The organism is Nostoc spongiaeforme FACHB-130, assembly GCF_014698475.1.
Lineage (GTDB): Bacteria > Cyanobacteriota > Cyanobacteriia > Cyanobacteriales > Nostocaceae > Nostoc_B > Nostoc_B spongiaeforme.
Genome location: NZ_JACJTB010000004.1, coordinates 229,871 through 248,983, shown reverse-complemented (window position 1 = coordinate 248,983; position 19,113 = coordinate 229,871). Strand labels below are relative to the sequence as shown.

The window sequence follows — 19,113 nt, the reverse complement described above, 5'->3', positions numbered from 1 at the left end:
CCCCTGGCGACTGTTCGAGTTCTGTCAAAGAGATTTTTGTAGTGACCCGTGCTACATAGCGGTCTATTGTGACCAAGGTTGGGACGGTCTACTACTTCCCTCAATATACAAGGTTGGGTGTAGCGATAGCGTAACCCAACAAATTATGCGTGAATGTTGGGTTCCGTTCCTCCACCCAACCTACACCAGTCTAAGTTGTTGCCTTAACTGAACTGTATACCCGTATACCCAGTTTCTACAGACAATCTTGATTAGCCTAAATTACGCAATCAATTTAAACTTTTTGAGCAGCTGTCTTTTGTCTTTTTAACCTTGCTGCACCTGTCATAGTAGCCAAGAAGATAGCCGCAAGAGTACTAGGTTCTGGAACTGATTGAGAAGTACCGACTTTGATTTGGAAGGCCAGGTTAGAACGACTAGGTGCAGCACCAACCCAGCTAAATGCTGTTTTACCAGTTAGTGTAAAGGGTGCAGAAAGACCAGTGAGATGGAGATAATCTAAATCCTTTGTAGTATTTGTACTTGCTGAGGCTAAACTTCCTAACGCTGTACCATTAAGAACTAAATTAGTTAAAGAAACAGCGTTTTGAACGTTACTACCACTACCTTTATTAGCAAAAGTGCGGATAAAGATATCTGTGACAGCACCGCTAAATTCTTGAGTCATTAATTGGAAGGTTTGGTTAGCATCAAACACTTTGTAAGTTACCTTGCTACCTGTATATTCCAAACTAAAATCCCAAACTTTACCATTACCCCAGACTAAATCTGCTTTAGCCACGGGTAGCCCTGCATCTACAGTTGCTCTCACATCTCGATTAATCCCTAATTCCCGCTCGCCGTTGCCACCAAACCCATTGTTACCAATTCGAGCTTCAGCAACAAACAACTCCTTAAAATCTCCTTGATCTAGGAGTAAATTAAAGTCTGTGTCATCAAAGCCTGGGTTAGCATCTTGTGATGTTAGAGGCGCAAGTGTAACAGCTTTGGCTGGGTTGGGTAATATCAATAATCCCGATATCATTAACCCTAGAGTCAACAATAATTGGCTATTAGCTCGATATTTGGTTAAAAATGACATAAATTCTCCACAAATAGCTATTTTTAACAATTTAGTAGTCTACACCTGATTAATTTAGTTCGATTTTTTACTCAGTAAAACAATACAGTTCTCATCAATTTTTAGCTTTGCTGTTCACTGAATATTTTGATAAGCAAAGTTTTTTATATACCAGTAATAGAACTAGGTGATGTTTTGTGTTTTCAGAGTAAAACAAAGTCGCCTAAGCTGTCGATAACTATTGGCTGATTTTGATTGAAACTTTATATAAGATAAAATTTTAACTTTTTAGCTAAATATACGTACGTATACATTTTACAGCTTGATATATGCCATCTGTGTTCATCCAGGAACTTCCAAAGTCAATAAATATTCCATCACTCTGACTTTGTAAACTGAATCATTCAATTTCTGGAATTTCCCAACTGACAGCTTGTAGCTAACAATTAAAGTTAAACTTCACCTTACACACCGGCAACAACTGTATACCCACTCCTGGCGATGAACATGATTGGTGATGCGGGTCTCTATGGGATTCAGGAGTATTTACTTAACGTCAAACTCAATTTCTTTCTGTCAAACAGAATACTATTTTGCAAACTTTCCGGATACACATTCAGAAACTCAGTAGCAGTGAATATTAGAGTTCACAAGAAATATCTGCCATGCGTGCTACATTTTCGCTTTTAGTTTCTAGTGTGGTTCTCGGTTCTTTGGTGTTTAACGGTTCAGACAGTTTAAATCGCTCACATACGCTAATTGGTGATACAGGAGGCAAAATGTTGTTATCAGCAAAACCAAAACCCAAACCCAAATCAAATGAGCCAGAAAATCCGACACCTCATCGCGGTAGTGGACGCAGAGATTTAATTGAGTCTCTCAATAATGCTTTTCCCGTTGGTTAGAATTCTTTTAGGCTAAAGTCAGCTAGTGATAAAAGAATCCAGTAAAAATCAAAGCATTTTCCAGAATTTCTGGCAATCAGATCACATTTTATCTTCAAAGAAATTTAACATTCTTGCAGTATTCCTGCCGCTCGTTTCTTAAAATCACCTATTCCTTCAATCAGATAATTTCTTGTTTTTTGAAAATTTTTTGAGATTTTAAATTTTAAAATCCAGAAAGTCTCATTGAGATATTTTTGAACTTGGCATCTACCCGTTTCTAAGTACGATCGCATCATCTTCGTGCTGGGAGGGGTAACATAAGAAGAAACTAATATTGATGCTGTGTTATTGCAACCCAACTCGGTGCAGCTAAATCGCCAACTGACATGGTAATCTCTTGGGAAGCATTACCCGATGATTATCAATTAGAGGGTGAACCTGTGGAGAATACCAATCAGCCAATTTTGGCTGGTGCGTTGCGTGAAAGCCTAGAAATTGGCGGTTTTATTCAACCACAGATGTTGATAGCCTCGAATTTTGGTCTTTGTGCAACTGTCAATGGACAATTGATTTTAAAAGCACCTGATTGGGTTTATGTTCCAGCAGTAAATCAAATTTTAAGCGATCGCAAAAGTTATACTCCTATATTTAGAAGGTGAAGTACCTGCGATCATTATGGAAATTCTCTCTGACACCGAAGGCGGGGAATATTCTGTTAAACGCACCTATCCGCCAGGAAGATGTAAGGATGTTGATTTTTCTAATCATCCATAATGGAACCACGAATCTGGATGGAAGAATAGTTTAAATAATCTACGTCTCATTATCCAGCCACTTTTACTATTTTGGTTAATTTATCCCTGGTTAAGTATTTTCCCTAATTCACATTTATTATTGGGATTCAATCATTTAATTGCTGCAATGAATCAATTTAAACCCTCTTATGCTTCTGGATGATTTAGCTCCTGAACTACTTGCTTATCTCGGAAAGTGACATAAGAGGGATAATCTAGCGGTGCGTTAGGTACTCGTATCTAGTTTTGGGAATGAATTAGCTCACAATCTGCACCTAACACACTTATGAAAATATTGATAAATAACTTCTAATAGCCCATAACTTTACTTACTTTGATAGATGAATAAAACAAATTTTTGGTATTCTTAGCCAAGAAGACAAGAGAAATATAACATGTTAGTAATCTTTTATATTTATCACCAACATCATCTTGACCATTAACAATTAATAGGATAGGCTTGGCATTCAGAGATGTTCTATCAAGAAAAATATGAACAAAAAATTAGTACTGAATTTGCTTTCTAGTTCGGCAATCTTTACTTCCCTGATGTCTACATTGACAGCAATACATCCAGCACACGCCTCTGTGAACCTCACCCAAAAGTTAATTCACACAGGCGATGGACGTACTTGCATCACTAATCCCCACGGTTTGAAGGATTTTGTTTGTATTCGAGATTCCGAAAGAGATCCCAAAGCACCTCCCACGCCTAAATCTATGGTTGTTTCATCGCAGCCATCTGATACCAACATTGCAGAATTGAATTTTACAGATGAAGAAAGTGATGCCGCAATTAGAATTTTTAAGTGTGACTGTCCTTATTGCATCAATTCTTTGCGGCAATTACGCGGTAGTGGCAACTTAGTATACTAGGTTGAACTTTGAAAAAATCAATGTCAACTGGAAGACTCAAACCTTCATCAAACTGTCGAAAAAATTGTATTTAGATTTAACAACAATCAGGGTAATAGATTTGCTGGGTGTAACTTGAATTTTTACTCAGTAAAATCTGCGTCCCAAGAACCAAAAGCTTTTGTAACCATATACTATCTTTTATTTGACTGCTGGATTATATCTAGGGTGGGCAGAACTTGAAGTTGATGCCCACTCGATATATATACACGATAAAATTTATATATCTCGTCATCTGATAAAATCAACATTTTTATATGCTTGCCAAGTCAACTCCTGCTGAACAAAGGACAGTTCTGCACAACGTTAGCTGGGAAACCTTTGAAGCTTTGCTAAGAGATACGGGTGAAGATAGAGGTTCTCGGTTTGCTTACGACTGCGGCACTTTAGAAATTATGACATCACTGTTTGAACATGAAAATCCTAAAAGTAATTTAGGAAACTTTATTGTTGCGTTAGCTGAAGAATTAGATATTGAAATCAGAAGTGCTGCTTCTACAACATTAAAGCAGAAGTTAGTTAAAAAAGGTATAGAACCAGATGCTTGTTATTATATCCAAAATGAATTATTGATGCGAGGTAAGGAAACTTTAGACTTAGAAACTGATCCACCACCTGATTTAGCAATAGAAGTTGATATTACTAGTAGTTCAGTTAATAAGTTTAATATTTATGCCGCATTAGGTATTACTGAACTATGGAGATATAACGGTCAGAATTTAAAATTTTATCAATTATTAGAAGGGCAATATATTGCGTGTGAGTTTAGTATTGCCTTTCCCATAGTATCAGTGCGTGATATGAGCCGATTTATTGAACAAAGTAAAACTATGGGTGAAATTGCTTTACTCAAATTATTCCGTACTTGGGTAAGAAGTCAGCTAGAGGGTTAATGAGTTGTAATTTAACATCCTGTGGTGCGGTGGGCGATCGCTATCCTTGTAAAGTAGACTCACAATCTTGATCATATCTATCCACCTCCTGCTTTTTCTTGCGATAATTCCCAAGGGGCATATTCTGGTTCGTCCAAGGGGGATAGATGACAATCAAACGATTGGTTTTAATCATTTCGACTGTGATAGCAGTTGTACTGGCAACTTTATCGCTAGTCAGTAGTTGGCAGAAACCACAGTTCCAAAGTCGTCTGGAACTTTATCAAACCAATATTGCGCTGCAAGCCCAAGCTTGGCAGCCAGAAGATAGCAATGGTGATAATTTTCAGGTAATTCGCCAAGCCATCCTCGAAGATCAGCCCCTAGAAAATGCAACGCAGCAATATCAAGAAGCCAAAAAATCTGTACAAACTAATTTAGATAAGCTTAACAGCCAACTTACACAGCTAAGTTCTCCAGCTAAACCCCTACCACAAGACACTGTTGACACTAGCGCATCTCCAGAACTCACCAAAAAACAATTACAGCAATCTCTTTACCAACAGCAAAAATTACTCGCAGAGTTAGATTTACGTCTAGGAATTTTACAAGTACAACAAGGACAACAAGACACAGCCTTGAAAACTTGGGCGGAATTACAACAGCCAGAACTCAGCAGCGATTTTGCAGATACCGCGACTATCTTAAGTGGACTCTGGAGTAATCCCCCCCGCATCTTACCTAATGCCCAACAGCTAATTCAAAAGAATTTAGATGGTTGGTTTCGGAATACGGCTTTGATTCAGCTATACCAACTCCAGCAACGTCAAGAACCTTTAGCCACAGTCAAAGCTGCACAGCAAGAAGCCGCAGCCCAAGCAGTATTTAAACTCACCCTCATCGGTACGATCCCCGCCTTAGCAGCATTGATAGGCACAATTCTGCTGATTTTCTTATTGATACAACGCTTCCTGAAAGGAAAAGAAGCGTTACTGGCACAAAATGGTGATTTAGTTTGGACAACACCTTGGGATGGTGAAACCGTACTCCAGGTTTTTGTTGTGGGATTTTTCTTTATGGGACAAGTTTTTGTTCCCATTCTATTATCTATACTGCCAATTCCCCGCCCGATTGTCGGTGTACGCTTACAAGCTTTTTCTGTGTTGGTAAGTTACTTTTTGGTGGCGGCGGGGGCGCTGTCGGTGATGTATTTTTCCATCAAACGGTTTTTCCCTCTGCCAAGATTGTGGTTTAAATTCCAACTCCAAGATAATTGGTGGTTGTGGGGATTAGGCGGTTACTGCACCGCTTTACCTGTGGTTGTGGTGGTATCGTTGATTAATCAAAAACTCTGGCAAGGGCAGGGTGGTAGTAATCCGTTATTGCAACTGGCGCTAGAAAGTCAAGATTCTATAGCATTAGGAATATTTTTCTCCACAGCTGCGATCGCTGCTCCCATATTTGAAGAAATTTTATTTCGGGGCTTTTTGCTACCCTCCCTCACCCGTTATTTACCTGTATGGGGGGCGATTTTGGCTAGTAGCCTGTTGTTTGCGATCGCTCACCTAAGCTTGTCAGAAGTTTTACCACTCACCGCCTTGGGGATCGTCCTGGGAGTAGTGTACACGCGATCGCGCAATCTCCTTGCTCCTATGCTACTCCACAGCCTCTGGAATAGTGGCACATTACTGAGTCTTTTCCTCTTGGGCAGTAGTAACTAATAAAACATATTTAATACGGTTGCCGTATCAAAAAATATCTGGTTACATCTGCGTAGGTGATGATTTTTCGCTGGTGATTACTAAATCAAGTATTCCGTGAAACTTGGCTGAAATTTAACAATATTGATAGCCAAAAAATCTCAACATTACTGTCAAATAGATTACAAAACTTCTGGATAAACATCTAGTACTATCTAGATAGTTAGAGCTATTTTTCAGATGTTGATTGCCTAACTGTGTTGTATTTGGCAGGCAATATTGAATCATAGCCCTTAACCATAGGAGTGACGCAAAACAATTCAATAAGGTATTCAGTGTAACTTCAATTCACTAATACCAAGATGGCATAATTTTTTAGTTGTAGAATATATGTCATCTGTATCGAATTTATCCATTTCCAACTAACTTAAAATCTCATCATTACAGCCATATCAAAAAAGTCCGGAAATAACATTAATGGGCTTGAAGAATATGGTATGATATCGCCGTTTTTTGCTGATTATGAGTATTTATCCTCCTCCAGAGAAATCATACTTACGAATCTGCAAAATCTCTGTTTTTGATGTCATAATCACAATTAAATACATACAGCAGATTTCAAGTAAATAAAGTACACAATTTAGTTCTCCACGCTAGATAGAGAACTAATCTAATTCTGAATTTTGATGCTCGAATTCTGCTGTAAATCAAGTAGCTTGCTAGTTTGCAGCTACAAAGTACTTGTTTCTATTACTTATATTTTGTAGTGTTTTTTTTAAAGTGTTGACATCTTTATTTGGGCAGACGTTAGGCGTATACTAACAAAAAATCAGCTCCATAAATAGTTTTTCCTAGCTGACTATTCATGTATGACTAAGAAAAAGCACGTTTTTCTTGGTGGTTTCTGCGTTTCTATATTGAGATTCAAAAAACTTAATTACAAATTATGAATTGAACTCAATAGTTCTTCATCAAAAGAAAAATTTAGTTTTCCACTAATCTTTGAGGAGTAAGAATACTATGGCAAATCTCAACCCTACTAGCCATCCCAATAAACAACTTTTGGCTGGTTACTGCGGGATTATTTTTGGCGGGTTTGGCGTTCATAAATTTATTTTAGGATATGCTGCTGAAGGCTTTATTATGTTAGCTATATCCATAGTTGCAGGTACTTTTACTTATGGAGTCGCCTTGATAGTGATGCAGCTGATTGGTTTGATTGAAGGCATGATTTATTTAAACAAATCCTCAGAAGAATTTGCCAACATCTATTTTGTCAATAAACAAGGCTGGTTCTAAAGCTCATATCTCACAAGAACAGCAATATACCCGATTTTCTTAATAAAGTCGGGTATCTGAAAATTTTAATTTTTAATTAATAAATACACTGTAACTTATCTTAATATTTTAAGTGTAATACTTAACTATATTTAATGCTACCTCTGACTTCCTGTGATAGACGCTCAAATTTACCAGCAAAGTGTAACTAAAGGTTTACTAGATAACAAATTGTATATGTTGTAAATATGTAGATGCCAAGTAAATATAGTTACTATAAAATTGGAGTGTTATTTATAATTGAGGGGCATTTCTAACCAATGTCTAATAACAGTCCCAGTGAGATCAGTAATAAAAAACTAGCAGCTGGAATTTGTGCAATCTTGTTAGGAGCTTTAGGAATTCACAAGTTTATTCTTGGTTACACAACCGAAGGCTTGATTATGTTGCTCGTTAGCATCCTCACCTGTGGTTTTGGTGGGGCAATTATGGGCATTATTGGTTTAGTAGAAGGAGTTATTTACTTAACCAAAACTGATGATGAATTTGTTGAGGCTTATATTGTCAACAAAAAAGGCTGGTTTTAAGTTTTAACTTTAGCAGGTTTGATTTGCCGTTATGATTTCAGAGGACATCTGTGTTGAAATTATCTTCTACTCCTCTATCGTGCCACGGTAAGCTATTGCGTTGGGGTATATTAGGATTCTCTTATACCCCCCTATTTGGGACATATTTTTACAATCAAAATTATCGTCTTGGGTTTTTAGTCTGCCCGATCCGACACTTAACTGGAATTCCCTGTCCTACCTGTGGTATGACGCGCTCATTTATGGCTATTGGACGAGGAGACTTAAACCAAGCATTGACCGAGAATTTATTTGGGCCAATTTTATTTGCTAGTTTTGTCATTGCCATAGTTCACGTTACTTTAGAATTGTTAACTAGGCAGCAAATTACAACTTTATATTGTCAACTATTAAGACTAAAAAAGGTACAAATACTATTCTTACTGACTGTGTTAATTTATCATACTTTCCGGTTGTATCACATCTCACAAACAGGAGAATTGTATATTGTCTTTAGTCAATCTCCTTTGGGTCAATGGCTTTTTCGGTAAGTCTTTAAATGGCTAGAACAATTTCTCAATCATTTACCAACATATCTCTACCTTGTCACCTTTGTTTCTTTTGTTCATATATCAATTAGGATGGGAAAAACAGTCTGAGTTTTACTACTATGCCAATGCTCAAACGTAAACATCTCATTTGGGTTTTCTTACTGCTATTAGGCTGTGGATATTTTAGTACCATGTCTAATTTAGAAATTAATTATTATTTAAAAAGTGTAGTTTTTCTACTACCAATGCAGTTGGCTGCGATTGTTTATGTTACTTATCTACGCTGGAAGCGCAACTGAGAGCCAGGTCAGGTGGAAAATAAGTAAAATTAATGTTATTGATATTCAGTCATAGTTCCAAATTTCGCCTACGCTCGAAATAGAGACGCTTGTAGTCAGGCGTTGAATGTTCGTAGTGAATCTAAAAACTTGCCATGCAACTTGTGTCGAAAACGAACCTTGACCCAGAACTAGCCCCCACTTCTGAGACAATTATTCTGGATGTGGGGGGAATGAAGTGTGCTGGGTGCGTAAGTGCTGTAGAACGTCAGCTAACTCAATATCCGGGGGTCAAAACTGCCTGCGTCAATTTGGCTACAGAAGTCGCAGTCGTAGAGTCAGAAGTTGGGGTGGTAGATGAAGATGCACTGGCAAAACGATTAACTACTGCTGGATTCCCAACTCAACCCCGCAAATCTAATCACCAAGCCGCATTAGAAGATTCTGCCAACAGACAGCACCAAGAAATGCGTGCAGCATTCCGACAATTAGCGATCGCTGCTATATTACTGGTGTTGTCGGGAATTGGCCATCTAAGCAGTTTCATTGGTGTAACTTGGCCGATATTAGACAACATTTGGTTTCATTGTGGACTCGCAACAGTAGCACTGTTATTTCCCGGCCGTCCCATTATTGTTGATGGCTGGCTAGGTTGGCGGCGCAATTCTCCCAACATGAACACCTTAATCGGTTTAGGAACAATCACCGCTTACACTGCAAGTTTGGTGGCGTTGTTGTTCCCCCAAATGGGTTGGGAGTGCTTCTTTGATGAACCAGTGATGATGTTAGGCTTTATCCTCCTGGGTAGAACCTTAGAAAGACAAGCCAGAGGTAGGGCGGCTAACGCCTTTCGACAATTACTCGCACTCCAACCACAGGTAGCCAGGTTAATTCCCAACCCAAACCCCGAAAAATTAGGAATTGCGGCTAACAGTATCGAAATCCCAGCCGAACAAGTGCGGGTGGGTGAATGGTTACAGGTCTTACCTGGAGATAAAATTCCCGTAGATGGTGAAGTGCGCTTTGGGCAGACAACCATAGATGAGTCGATGTTAACGGGCGAAGCTGTACCTGTAAGTAAACAAGCAGGTGATCTAGTTACTGCTGGCACAATCAACCAATCAGGTGCGATCGCAATTCAAGCAACCCGTACAGGCAACGATACTACATTGGCGCAAATTGTCGCCCTAGTAGAAGCCGCCCAAACCCGCAAAGCACCTGTACAGAAATTAGCCGATAAAGTTGCTGGATACTTTACCTACGGCGTGCTGACCGCTTCTGTATTAACTTTTGTCTTTTGGTACTTTTTTGGCACTCACCTCTGGCCTGATGCCATCATCTCCAACGGTATGGAAATGATGAGTCACACCGCCCATAGCAACAACTCCCCACTTCCCACTCCCCACTCCCCATTATTAACCAGCTTAAAACTAGCGATCGCCGTTATGGTAGTCGCTTGTCCCTGTGCTTTAGGGTTAGCCACACCCACAGCCATTCTCGTCGGCACTGGTATCGGTGCAGAACGCGGTTTATTAATCAAAGGCGGTGACGTTTTAGAAAAAGTTCACCAACTAAATACTGTCGTCTTTGATAAAACAGGCACACTCACCACTGGTAATCCCACTGTTACCGATTGCCTAGAACTAGCCCACTCCCTACTCCCTACTTCCTACTCCCTCATTCAACTAGCCGCCGCAGTAGAAAGTGGCACTTATCACCCCTTAGCTAAAGCCATTCAACAAGAAGTACAACGCCTGCAATTATCTATTCCCAACGCCGTTGATTTCCATACCGAACCAGGGTTAGGAGTGTCTGCGGTGGTGGAAGAAACAACAGTGCTGTTAGGCAATCAAGATTGGTTAAGTTGGCATGGAGTTGTGGTTAGTGAAATTGCCAAACAAGAAATTCAAAGACTGGCGACAGCAGGCAAAACAGTTGTATGCGTGGCTGTTGCTGGCAATTTAGCAGGACTCATCGCCATTCAAGATACCTTACGACCTGATGCCAAAACCACAGTAGAAAAATTGCAGCACAAGGGTTTAAGGGTAATGCTATTGAGTGGCGATCGCCAAGAAGCCGCCAATGCGATCGGTAAACAACTAGGATTAGATCATGCTGATATCATCGCCGGAGTGCCACCCAGTAAAAAAGCTGAACTAATTAAATCTCTACAAACTGGAACTCAGCACTCAATTGTAGCGATGGTGGGAGATGGCATTAATGATGCGCCAGCCTTATCTCAAGCAGATGTCGGCATTGCCTTACACTCAGGTACAGACGTGGCAATGGAAACTGCGGAAATTATATTGATGCGCGATCGCTTAAGTGACGTTGTAGAATCCATTAGCCTCAGCCGTGCCACATTCAACAAAATCCGCCAAAATTTATTTTGGGCTTTTGCATACAATACCTTGGGTATTCCTTTAGCGGCTGGTGTTTTATTACCTAGTATGGGTTTTGTCCTCAGCCCATCAAACGCCGCCGCACTCATGGCCTTTAGTTCAGTTAGTGTTGTGACTAACTCCATATTCTTACGAAGACTAGCTCACAGGCGATAAATACCGTTATTAAATGTGAGAATGCAAACCGAATGCCAGTTTTTACCAACTCAGGTTAAACTAAATCGATAGTTAGATGTAATACATCTCACAGAGTAGAACATTGACGTTCTACTCTTCTCAGTCAGAATAGCTTTCAAGTTTGTCAGAGTTATCACCACAGACTGTAGTAAGCAAGAATGGTAGGAAACAATAATAGACCAACGTTAATTAATCAAAATTCTGTTGATAGTGATCACGATATATCAATGGCACCCGAAACTCATGAAAGCCATCTACTGATTCTTGAAGATGATCAAGGTCGCAAAGAATTTTCGCTAGAAAATTCCGTTTACTCTATTGGGCGAGACCGTGATTGCAACATCCGTTTAGTATCTCAATTTGTCTCTCGTCGTCATGCTACCTTAGTCAGATTGCCAAGAGGACAAAACACTCACAGCTATTACTATCGCATTGTAGATGGTGATGCTAAAGGTAAACCCAGTGCCAATGGATTGATGATTAATGGGCGCAAAATCCCAGCCCACGATTTAAAAAATGAAGACGAAATCGTTTTTGGCCCTCAAGTACGTGCCATCTATTATCTCTTGAGAAATACTCAACGTTCAGGACAAACCGATTCCAGTGAGTATGATATCACTCTGATTAATCCTGGTATGACTGACGATCCAGAAGATATACAAGAGTAAAAATCAGCTAATTCTCGGATAGCTTGTTTGTTTTACACTAACTCAATTTGTTAGAGTTGGCTTTGCCTAAAGTTAGCCTATCAGCATTCCATTTACAGCAGAATTCAGAATGAGAATAGGCTATTATATTTAGCTTTAACAACTAAATGATGTATTTCATTCACTTGAAATCTGCTGTAATTAACCAGCGAGGCTTTCAATTAAATGCCAATGGCGGCTGTGTTCAATTTCTTGTTTGATAAATTCAAACATTTTGCGGCAGTGATTCTCAAGATGAATTGGCAATTCTTCATTTTTAACAATGACACTCATCCGGGATTCTGTTTCAGTGGCGCTTGATCTGTCAATGAATACTTCCACCTTGACAGATTTGGAAAATGAAACATTACCAGGAATTTCACGAGCCAAAATGTAATCTGACTTGTAGTACTGAATTTCCAAATCGCAGCCTTGGAGAAGTTCTAGCAGTAATGGCTGAAGACGGTCAATCGAAAGACCAATTGTAAATGAACAGGTATAGCGAGCCATAATAGCCCCAAGCATTGCAACACTCCGTCCATCGTATAATACCAAAGCCGCCAAACGGTAATTCATTACAGATTGATTACATAAAGGTACTGGCAAATTGCCTGAAATTCAGTGCTTTTCGCTAACATACCAGAGAAACACATCTTGAAAATTTGATAAAAAACTTTAAAATGAGTCCAATTTGCCAAAGAATGGCGGGAAATGGATTGACCGAACATAGATACAGATTGAGACAGCAATTTTCAATCTAAAATCCAAAATTGTATAAGGCTTTGGGGAGGTGCAGAATGAAAGTAGCAATTACTGGAGCAACAGGATTAGTCGGGAGTCGTTTAGTAGAACGACTGCAAACTGAAGGTTATCAAGTATTGGTATTAACACGTAATGCTGGCTTTGCTCAAAAGGTGTTTCCATCTGCCAATTTTCCTAGTGTAGAAATTGTTACATACACCCCAACAACATCAGGTGCTTGGCAAGATGCCGTTAGCGGTTGCGAAGCTGTTGTGAATCTGGCAGGCGAACCTATTGGTGAGGGACGCTGGACAGCAGAACGTAAGCAAGAAATCCTCAATAGTCGTCAGCTAGGCACTCAGAAAATAGTTGAAGCCATAGCTAAAGCTAACCCCAAACCAAGAGTATTAGTTAACACTTCTGCTATTGGTTACTACGGTACAAGTGAAGCCGCTACTTTTGATGAAGCCAGTGTATCGGGTAATGATTTTCTGGCTCAAGTCTGCCAAGCCTGGGAAGCAGAAGCCACAAAGGTTAAAGATGCGGGTGTGCGACTGGTAATTCTGCGTTTTGGGATTGTACTGGGCAAGGGTGGGGCTTTAGCGAAAATGATTCCACCTTTTCAGCTTTTTGCCGGAGGGCCAATTGGCAGTGGTCGCCAATGGTTTTCGTGGATTCATATTGACGATGTAGTGAACTTAATTTTGCAAGCTTTAAGCAAGTTAGATATGGAAGGAGTATATAATGCTACTGCTCCAAATCCTGTCCGGATGAATGATTTGGCTCAAACTGTCGGAAAAGTCTTAAATCGTCCTTCTTGGTTGCCTGTTCCGGCTTTTGCCATTGAAGCTTTACTGGGAGACGGCGCAATTGTCGTTTTAGAAGGTCAACAGGTTCTGCCAAAGCGCACTTTAGAATCTGGTTTTACCTATCAATATCCCAATTTACAACCAGCTTTGAAGCAAGTTTTACAATAAAAGTCAATAGTCAATAGTAAAAAAACTGGACTATTGACTATTGAAAAATAACTAATCAGTGAGAAACTTCCGAGACACCCAACTGATAATTCCGCTTAAAATTGCACCCCCCATCAGGATGCCAATAGCGGGGTTAAATAATGGTTGCCAAAGCTTGTGCCATAAATCAAGACCCAAATTTATGCCCGCAGCATCACCAAAAACTGCGATCGCAAACCAACCAAAGCCAAATAAAACCAAGAAAACATCGGCTACCAAAATCAAGTTCAGCCAATTTAGTAGTTTATCTTTCATATCGACAATTTGAGACTAGGGGCTAGGGGCTAGGGGCTAGGGGCTAGAGGCTAGGAATATAAAAATTAAGCAATATAAATTAGCTATGACAAAGTGACAATCATCAGGGATGTTACTTTCACCTCTAGCCCCTAGCCGCTAACCTCTATCCTCTCACCTCTACTCTTCAAATAACCACTTCTTAACTTTTTTGAGACTTTCCCAGTCTGGTTTTCGACTCAGACCGTCTTCAATACTACTGTTAATTTCATCGCGCCATTCTGGGTTCACCAAGAATAACTGTTGTACAGCATCAATGTGTTGGCGTAACCCTTTTTGACCAGTTTCTAACATTGCTACAGCCAAATTGACTCTAGCTTGTGGGTCTTGGGGGCTTAACTTGACTGCTTTTTGTGCAGCCTTATAAGCTAAGTTGGACTTATTGTCTAACATATATAACCATGCTAGACAAATCCAAGCGGCGGCAGTTTTCGGAGCGCGATCGCATACTTCCTTAAACACAGGGATCAAAGAATCCACTGATTCGCCTGCTTTATAACGTTCCAAACCTGTATCAAACAAGGATTCAACGGTGTTAGTCATTAGTCAAGAGTCAATAGTCATTGGTCAATAGTCATTAGTCAATACAAAAGACAAATGACAAATGACAATCTTACTACACACCAAATGACTTACCACAACCACAGGTTTGACTAGCGTTGGGGTTAGTGAACTGAAAACCGCCGCCAATCATCGCATTGCTATAGTCAAGCATCAAGCCATAAAGGTACAGCAAGCTTTTGCGATCGCAAATAATTTGAAAGCCGTCATAGTCAAAAACTTCATCCTGGGGGGTGATCTTGCCCTTGTCTTCAAAGTCCATCATATAAGACATCCCGGAGCATCCACCTTGCCGCACTCCTACCCGCAGGCATAAATCTTGACCTTGTTGTGCTTGCAGGAGTTTTACTTGGCGCAAAGCTGCTTCGCTTAATAAAATGCCACGTTGTTGAGGTTGCGTTGCTTGTGTCATATTTTGTTAACTCCTTAATAACTAGTAACTTTATAGAAACTTGTAATTGCTGCTGGGTTGATGGGTAATTTGTGTATATATTCTAGCGACATTGAGGACAGAAATTGCCAATTGTAAACACTCCGTCAAAAGCAGTCAAAGCTTTTTATTCTAGAATTGAGAGACTCGGTGTATTTAAACATTCGGTATTTTCAGAATTTCAGCCTTGTGGCAACCTGAGTCGCCATTCCTCTCCAGGTACAGCCCGGAAAATTTCTTTCCAGGTTAGCCATCCCCAACAGTTGATATGCAAATTGCTTCCTTTGATGAACTGACTCTATGACAAGTTTTAATCGCTCTACCAATCGTCGGTTGAATAAATTACCCCAAATTCCTTCTGTATGGGAGGGCGATCGCCGTCCATTGTCATCGTCACCAATCCCGCATTCCGACTCATCGGCCAATGGTGATTGTATTCTTTGGGTTGATGGCTCACAAGGTGTTGTTCGTGGCATGGATGTAGTACCTCCCGAAACAGGCCCAGAAGCAATTGTTCGCACCCTGATGCGGGCAATGGAGCATCCCCACAGTCCGGCTAAACCTGCTAGACCCCAAAAAATTGTAGTCAAAGACCGAGAAATTCAATTTTACCTGCGTGGCGTGCTGCAAGATTTAGATATTGTGATTGACTACGCCCCAGACTTACCCTTAATTGATGAATTATTTCGCGGTTTTGCAGAAATTGTTGATAGCCAAATTCCAGATTTACCGCCACAGTATGCCCAAGCTTTGCAAGAAAAGGCTTTTGCCCTTTGGCAAGCAGCGCCTTGGGAATTTTTGGAAGAACAGCAAATTATCTCCATCGAAATTAATAAATGGGATGTCGGGAAACTTTACGCCTCAGTTATGGGGATGTTGGGTATGGAGTACGGGATTTTGTTTTATCGCTCGGAAGAATCCCTGCAACGTTTTCGAGCCGCAGTTTTGCAACATGAAGATTCCCAAGGACACTTAGAAGAAGCTTTTCTCAAGCAAGATTGTTTATTTCTCACTTTTGAAAGCCTCGATGCTGATGACGAGGATGAAGATGAAACAGACGATTTAGCTGAGATGGAGTTATCAGAAATCGCCCCGACTTTTGGCAACATTCACCCCTTAGAAGGACTGCGTTCTGTTTTATATGACGAAGAAGCTCTGGTAGTTTATGTTGCTTTAGAAAGTTTATGTCGTTTTATTCGTGACCATCGTCGTCAGTTATCTGATGACACCTTCCCGGAACTCAGCCATCGCTATCGAATTTCTCTTCCCGAAGCCGAGGGCGCAACCAAATCGGTTCCGGTGACGGTTGCTTCGATGCCAAAATTGGCGGCTGAGTTAGAAGAAATGGCTGGCTTTGGTACAGATGAATCGGAAATAGACACATCAGATTCCCCGATTTTCCGGTCTTTACGCGATGACTTAATTCCCGAAGATTCTTTTCTCAGCTTGGGTGTGGTGTCTTGGGAAATGTTGGAATATCTCCGCAAAGGTGTAACTTATCATCCAGCCGGGGAAATTAAACAGGTAGGTGACGGATTACCTGTAATTTTGATTCAAACTTCCCGCCCCAAAGCCAAGACAGTAATTGAAAGTATAGAAGCGGCTGGTGGACTCAAAGCAATTTGTTTTAATCCTGGCGCTGATCCGTTTGATGGCGATCGCTACGATTTAGGCTTATTGCAAACTCAAAATGGTGAATTGTTTTTATTCGGCGAATTTTTAGATGATGATCCGATCCATGTCGAAGCTCGTAAAAAATGGAATCAGAGGTGTAAGAATACCAAAGGTTACTGCGGTTTAATTATTGCCAAAGGATTAACCGGCGCAGCTCGCGGCAATCCTCAACTGCGCGATATGGTGGCTTTGTTTGAAGCGCGATCGCTTTCACCTAAAGATTTGGGTCTTGGCACTTTACAACTAATGCCACAACTTTAATTCCATCACCATATTCAGCATCTTCCCAAACCCCAGTTGTTTGGTATTTTTCCATGCTGAATTAACCTGCATTCGACATATATATAGCGGTAGTCAGAGATGTGATGACAATTTGAAAGCTTGAATGCCAGGAATAGTAATACTTTTGCTTCTGCCTCCTGCGATCTTTATGATCAGTCTCTTACCGGACAAGATATTCAGTCCTCTTCCTCCAAAATCCCAAAATTTCAGGATTTGTTTAGCTGGCTAGTGAAGACAAGTATAAAGCAAATGTGCTTGGGTTTTTAGATGATTCTGCCCACTAATATTTGAAGCTTGGCTAAATTACTTTATGCAAAGTTCATGAAGCATAGATATGCTGGAATTTTTCAGTAATTTTTTCACTAAATTATGATATCTATCCCAGTGATAATTTTTTGAACAGCTTAATGAAGAAGTTAAATAACCCTTGGAACTTTATCCTAAAATTTTGAAATTCTGATGCTTCTTGATAATCATCAAGGTTATTTTTCTCAGTAATTACTGAAAACTTTATTTCATCTATTTTTCCCTTTATATTTTTTTTATAAAGCTCGATAAGGCTGCTAATCAAGGACTAAATGAAGATTATTTAAAGCCGAAAAATCATGGTTATAATAGCCTTAGCACTAAAAATCAAGCAACTATTCCCTTATGAAGTGAGTGCTGACTAAATAATTTTTAACTGGAACTTACAAGGAGGAAAGCTAAAAAAGCCTCAATGCTTTTTGCCAAGCAAATTGAGATTTATGCCTAAGTTTGTACAACATGTTGACTGAAATTCGTTTCATTAATTAGATGCTTATCATAATTGCTCAAATCATGAAACGAGAATAGTGATGTGTGCGAAGCGAAACCATATTGTAAAATTTACGAAAAGTTTTGTACGGAATTCGTAATCAACTCAAACATCACTGTATTACTACTAAAAATAGTAATTTACCAAATCTCACATTTACCCAATTGAGATAAAGGAGTCAGCCAATGATTGCTTAAATCATCAATCATAATTTTTTGATATCTACACCCAATGAGTACCAAAAACTAAATTCAGAGAAAAACTGTTGAATATGGGAGTAAACCGTTTTAGGTGCGTACTATTGGGTAATTACCAGTCAAATATACACACCTGATAACTAGTAGATGTATTAAGGTCTGAAGTTGTTTACAAAATTGTCTCTCCAACAGTGTAATCTGAACTGATGCAGCAGAAAAATTAAAATACTTTTTCTGAATAAAAATATTGGTAATCTCGATTGAGTGAAGCTTAGGTATCTCAAATTAATTGATGGAATTTAATGTCAGGTTTTCTTGAAAACATCATTAGTGCAATTGTTACAACTCATGAATGTACACCAAGGACTTTTCCTGCCACAATAGTGATCCCGTTCTGATTATCTTCCGGAAAAATGATGAATAATTTGACAAAATGATGATTTTTGTGTCTGTAGCATTGCTTGTTTCTTGACACAAACTCTGATAATCTTATACCTCCTTATCTGGAGTCTTTTGTTGTTTTGATGGTGTTAACATACAGCAGATAGCATGATAATGACTAATAAAAAATGGGCCGTTAAACGTATCACTGTGAATCTAGCAACACAGGAAGCAGAGAAGCTAGAAAAATATTGTCAGCAGACAGGTAGACCTGCAACAGATGTAATTCGAGAACTGATTCGAGGATTACCAGTATCTGATGACAATAAGGAAGCAAAATAGATAAGAAAAAGCATTTTAGATTCTCATTGCTTTGGCTAGAAATACCTATTATGCTTTTTCAGTCCACCTTTACTTCTGTTTGTGTAACCCCACACAGACATTTTGCAGGAAGTAAATTTAGTAATCAGGAATTAAATCAAGTAATAAAATAGCTTTTATTACTCCTGGGTTAAACCCCATCGTGCATCTACATAATGGTGGACTCCTGATCAATCTCTGACAACTAATTTCTA

Annotated in this window: 17 protein-coding genes and 2 pseudogenes; 14 read left to right on the top strand and 5 right to left on the bottom strand. The window is 39.5% G+C overall.

Going from position 1 to position 19,113, the window contains the following annotated elements; genetic code table 11:
- Positions 1 to 274: 274 nt before the first annotated feature.
- Positions 275 to 1,081, bottom strand: coding sequence for a choice-of-anchor W domain-containing protein (locus H6G74_RS06410; protein ID WP_190966880.1), 807 nt, complete (start codon positions 1,079 to 1,081; stop codon positions 275 to 277).
- 644 nt (positions 1,082 to 1,725) lie between these two features.
- On the opposite strand from H6G74_RS06410, the gene patX reads away from it, so the two are divergent.
- The 11 genes and pseudogenes from patX (at position 1,726) to H6G74_RS06355 (ending at position 12,148) form a co-directional block, all read left to right on the top strand.
- On the top strand, positions 1,726 to 1,965 hold the full coding sequence (patX, locus tag H6G74_RS06405; protein WP_190966879.1) for a heterocyst-inhibiting protein PatX: 240 nt from the start codon (positions 1,726 to 1,728) through the stop codon (positions 1,963 to 1,965).
- A gap of 329 nt (positions 1,966 to 2,294) precedes the next feature.
- Positions 2,295 to 2,688: pseudogene (locus tag H6G74_RS06400) on the top strand (hypothetical protein); the annotation flags it as partial.
- Positions 2,686 to 2,904: pseudogene (locus H6G74_RS06395) on the top strand (IS701 family transposase); the annotation flags it as partial. The pseudogenes H6G74_RS06400 and H6G74_RS06395, both read left to right, overlap by 3 nt.
- 329 nt (positions 2,905 to 3,233) lie before the next feature.
- Positions 3,234 to 3,617 carry a hypothetical protein gene (locus H6G74_RS06390; RefSeq protein ID WP_190966878.1) on the top strand — a complete coding sequence of 128 codons (384 nt, stop codon included), beginning with the start codon at positions 3,234 to 3,236 and terminating at the stop codon, positions 3,615 to 3,617.
- A 296-nt stretch (positions 3,618 to 3,913) separates the two neighbouring features.
- Positions 3,914 to 4,549 carry a Uma2 family endonuclease gene (locus H6G74_RS06385; protein WP_190966877.1) on the top strand — a complete coding sequence of 212 codons (636 nt, stop codon included), beginning with the start codon at positions 3,914 to 3,916 and terminating at the stop codon, positions 4,547 to 4,549.
- A 146-nt stretch (positions 4,550 to 4,695) separates the two neighbouring features.
- Positions 4,696 to 6,249, top strand: a complete 1,554-nt coding sequence (locus tag H6G74_RS06380; RefSeq protein WP_190966876.1) for a CPBP family intramembrane glutamic endopeptidase — start codon at positions 4,696 to 4,698, stop codon at positions 6,247 to 6,249.
- A gap of 999 nt (positions 6,250 to 7,248) precedes the next feature.
- On the top strand, positions 7,249 to 7,527 hold the full coding sequence (locus tag H6G74_RS06375; protein WP_190966875.1) for a TM2 domain-containing protein: 279 nt from the start codon (positions 7,249 to 7,251) through the stop codon (positions 7,525 to 7,527).
- A gap of 299 nt (positions 7,528 to 7,826) precedes the next feature.
- On the top strand, positions 7,827 to 8,093 hold the full coding sequence (locus H6G74_RS06370; protein ID WP_190966874.1) for a TM2 domain-containing protein: 267 nt from the start codon (positions 7,827 to 7,829) through the stop codon (positions 8,091 to 8,093).
- A 50-nt stretch (positions 8,094 to 8,143) separates the two neighbouring features.
- The gene (locus H6G74_RS06365; RefSeq protein ID WP_313888460.1) at positions 8,144 to 8,623 is read left to right on the top strand and encodes a DUF2752 domain-containing protein; all 480 of its coding nucleotides are present in this window, start codon (positions 8,144 to 8,146) and stop codon (positions 8,621 to 8,623) included.
- A 433-nt stretch (positions 8,624 to 9,056) separates the two neighbouring features.
- Positions 9,057 to 11,459 carry a heavy metal translocating P-type ATPase gene (locus H6G74_RS06360; protein WP_190966873.1) on the top strand — a complete coding sequence of 801 codons (2,403 nt, stop codon included), beginning with the start codon at positions 9,057 to 9,059 and terminating at the stop codon, positions 11,457 to 11,459.
- 179 nt (positions 11,460 to 11,638) lie between these two features.
- Entirely contained in the window at positions 11,639 to 12,148 is a 510-nt protein-coding gene (locus H6G74_RS06355; protein WP_190966872.1) for an FHA domain-containing protein, read from the top strand.
- 180 nt (positions 12,149 to 12,328) lie between these two features.
- On the opposite strand, the gene H6G74_RS06350 is transcribed toward H6G74_RS06355, so the two are convergent.
- A complete protein-coding gene (locus tag H6G74_RS06350; protein WP_190966886.1) occupies positions 12,329 to 12,676 on the bottom strand; it encodes a hypothetical protein in 348 nt (115 codons plus the stop codon).
- Positions 12,677 to 12,963: 287 nt separating this feature from the next.
- Here H6G74_RS06350 and thyD point away from each other — a divergent pair, with 287 nt between their 5' ends.
- Complete coding sequence (gene thyD, locus H6G74_RS06345) at positions 12,964 to 13,884, top strand: thylakoid membrane protein ThyD (protein ID WP_190966871.1); 921 nt, start codon at positions 12,964 to 12,966, stop codon at positions 13,882 to 13,884.
- Positions 13,885 to 13,935: 51 nt separating this feature from the next.
- Here the strand turns inward: thyD and H6G74_RS06340 are convergent, their stop codons facing one another.
- The 3 genes from H6G74_RS06340 to H6G74_RS06330 form a co-directional block, all read right to left on the bottom strand.
- A complete protein-coding gene (locus tag H6G74_RS06340) occupies positions 13,936 to 14,178 on the bottom strand; it encodes a hypothetical protein (RefSeq protein ID WP_062297575.1) in 243 nt (80 codons plus the stop codon).
- 159 nt (positions 14,179 to 14,337) lie between these two features.
- A complete protein-coding gene (locus H6G74_RS06335) occupies positions 14,338 to 14,760 on the bottom strand; it encodes a hypothetical protein (RefSeq protein WP_190966870.1) in 423 nt (140 codons plus the stop codon).
- A 73-nt stretch (positions 14,761 to 14,833) separates the two neighbouring features.
- Positions 14,834 to 15,190, bottom strand: a complete 357-nt coding sequence (locus H6G74_RS06330) for an iron-sulfur cluster assembly accessory protein (RefSeq protein WP_190966869.1) — start codon at positions 15,188 to 15,190, stop codon at positions 14,834 to 14,836.
- Between the two features lie 318 nt (positions 15,191 to 15,508).
- Here H6G74_RS06330 and H6G74_RS06325 point away from each other — a divergent pair, with 318 nt between their 5' ends.
- Both H6G74_RS06325 and H6G74_RS06320 read left to right on the top strand, forming a co-directional pair.
- Positions 15,509 to 17,143, top strand: a complete 1,635-nt coding sequence (locus H6G74_RS06325; protein ID WP_190966868.1) for a DUF6930 domain-containing protein — start codon at positions 15,509 to 15,511, stop codon at positions 17,141 to 17,143.
- Positions 17,144 to 18,706: 1,563 nt separating this feature from the next.
- Positions 18,707 to 18,880 (top strand): CopG family transcriptional regulator, encoded by a 174-nt coding sequence (locus H6G74_RS06320; RefSeq protein ID WP_190871154.1) that lies wholly within the window; start codon positions 18,707 to 18,709, stop codon positions 18,878 to 18,880.
- Positions 18,881 to 19,113 lie beyond the last annotated feature (233 nt).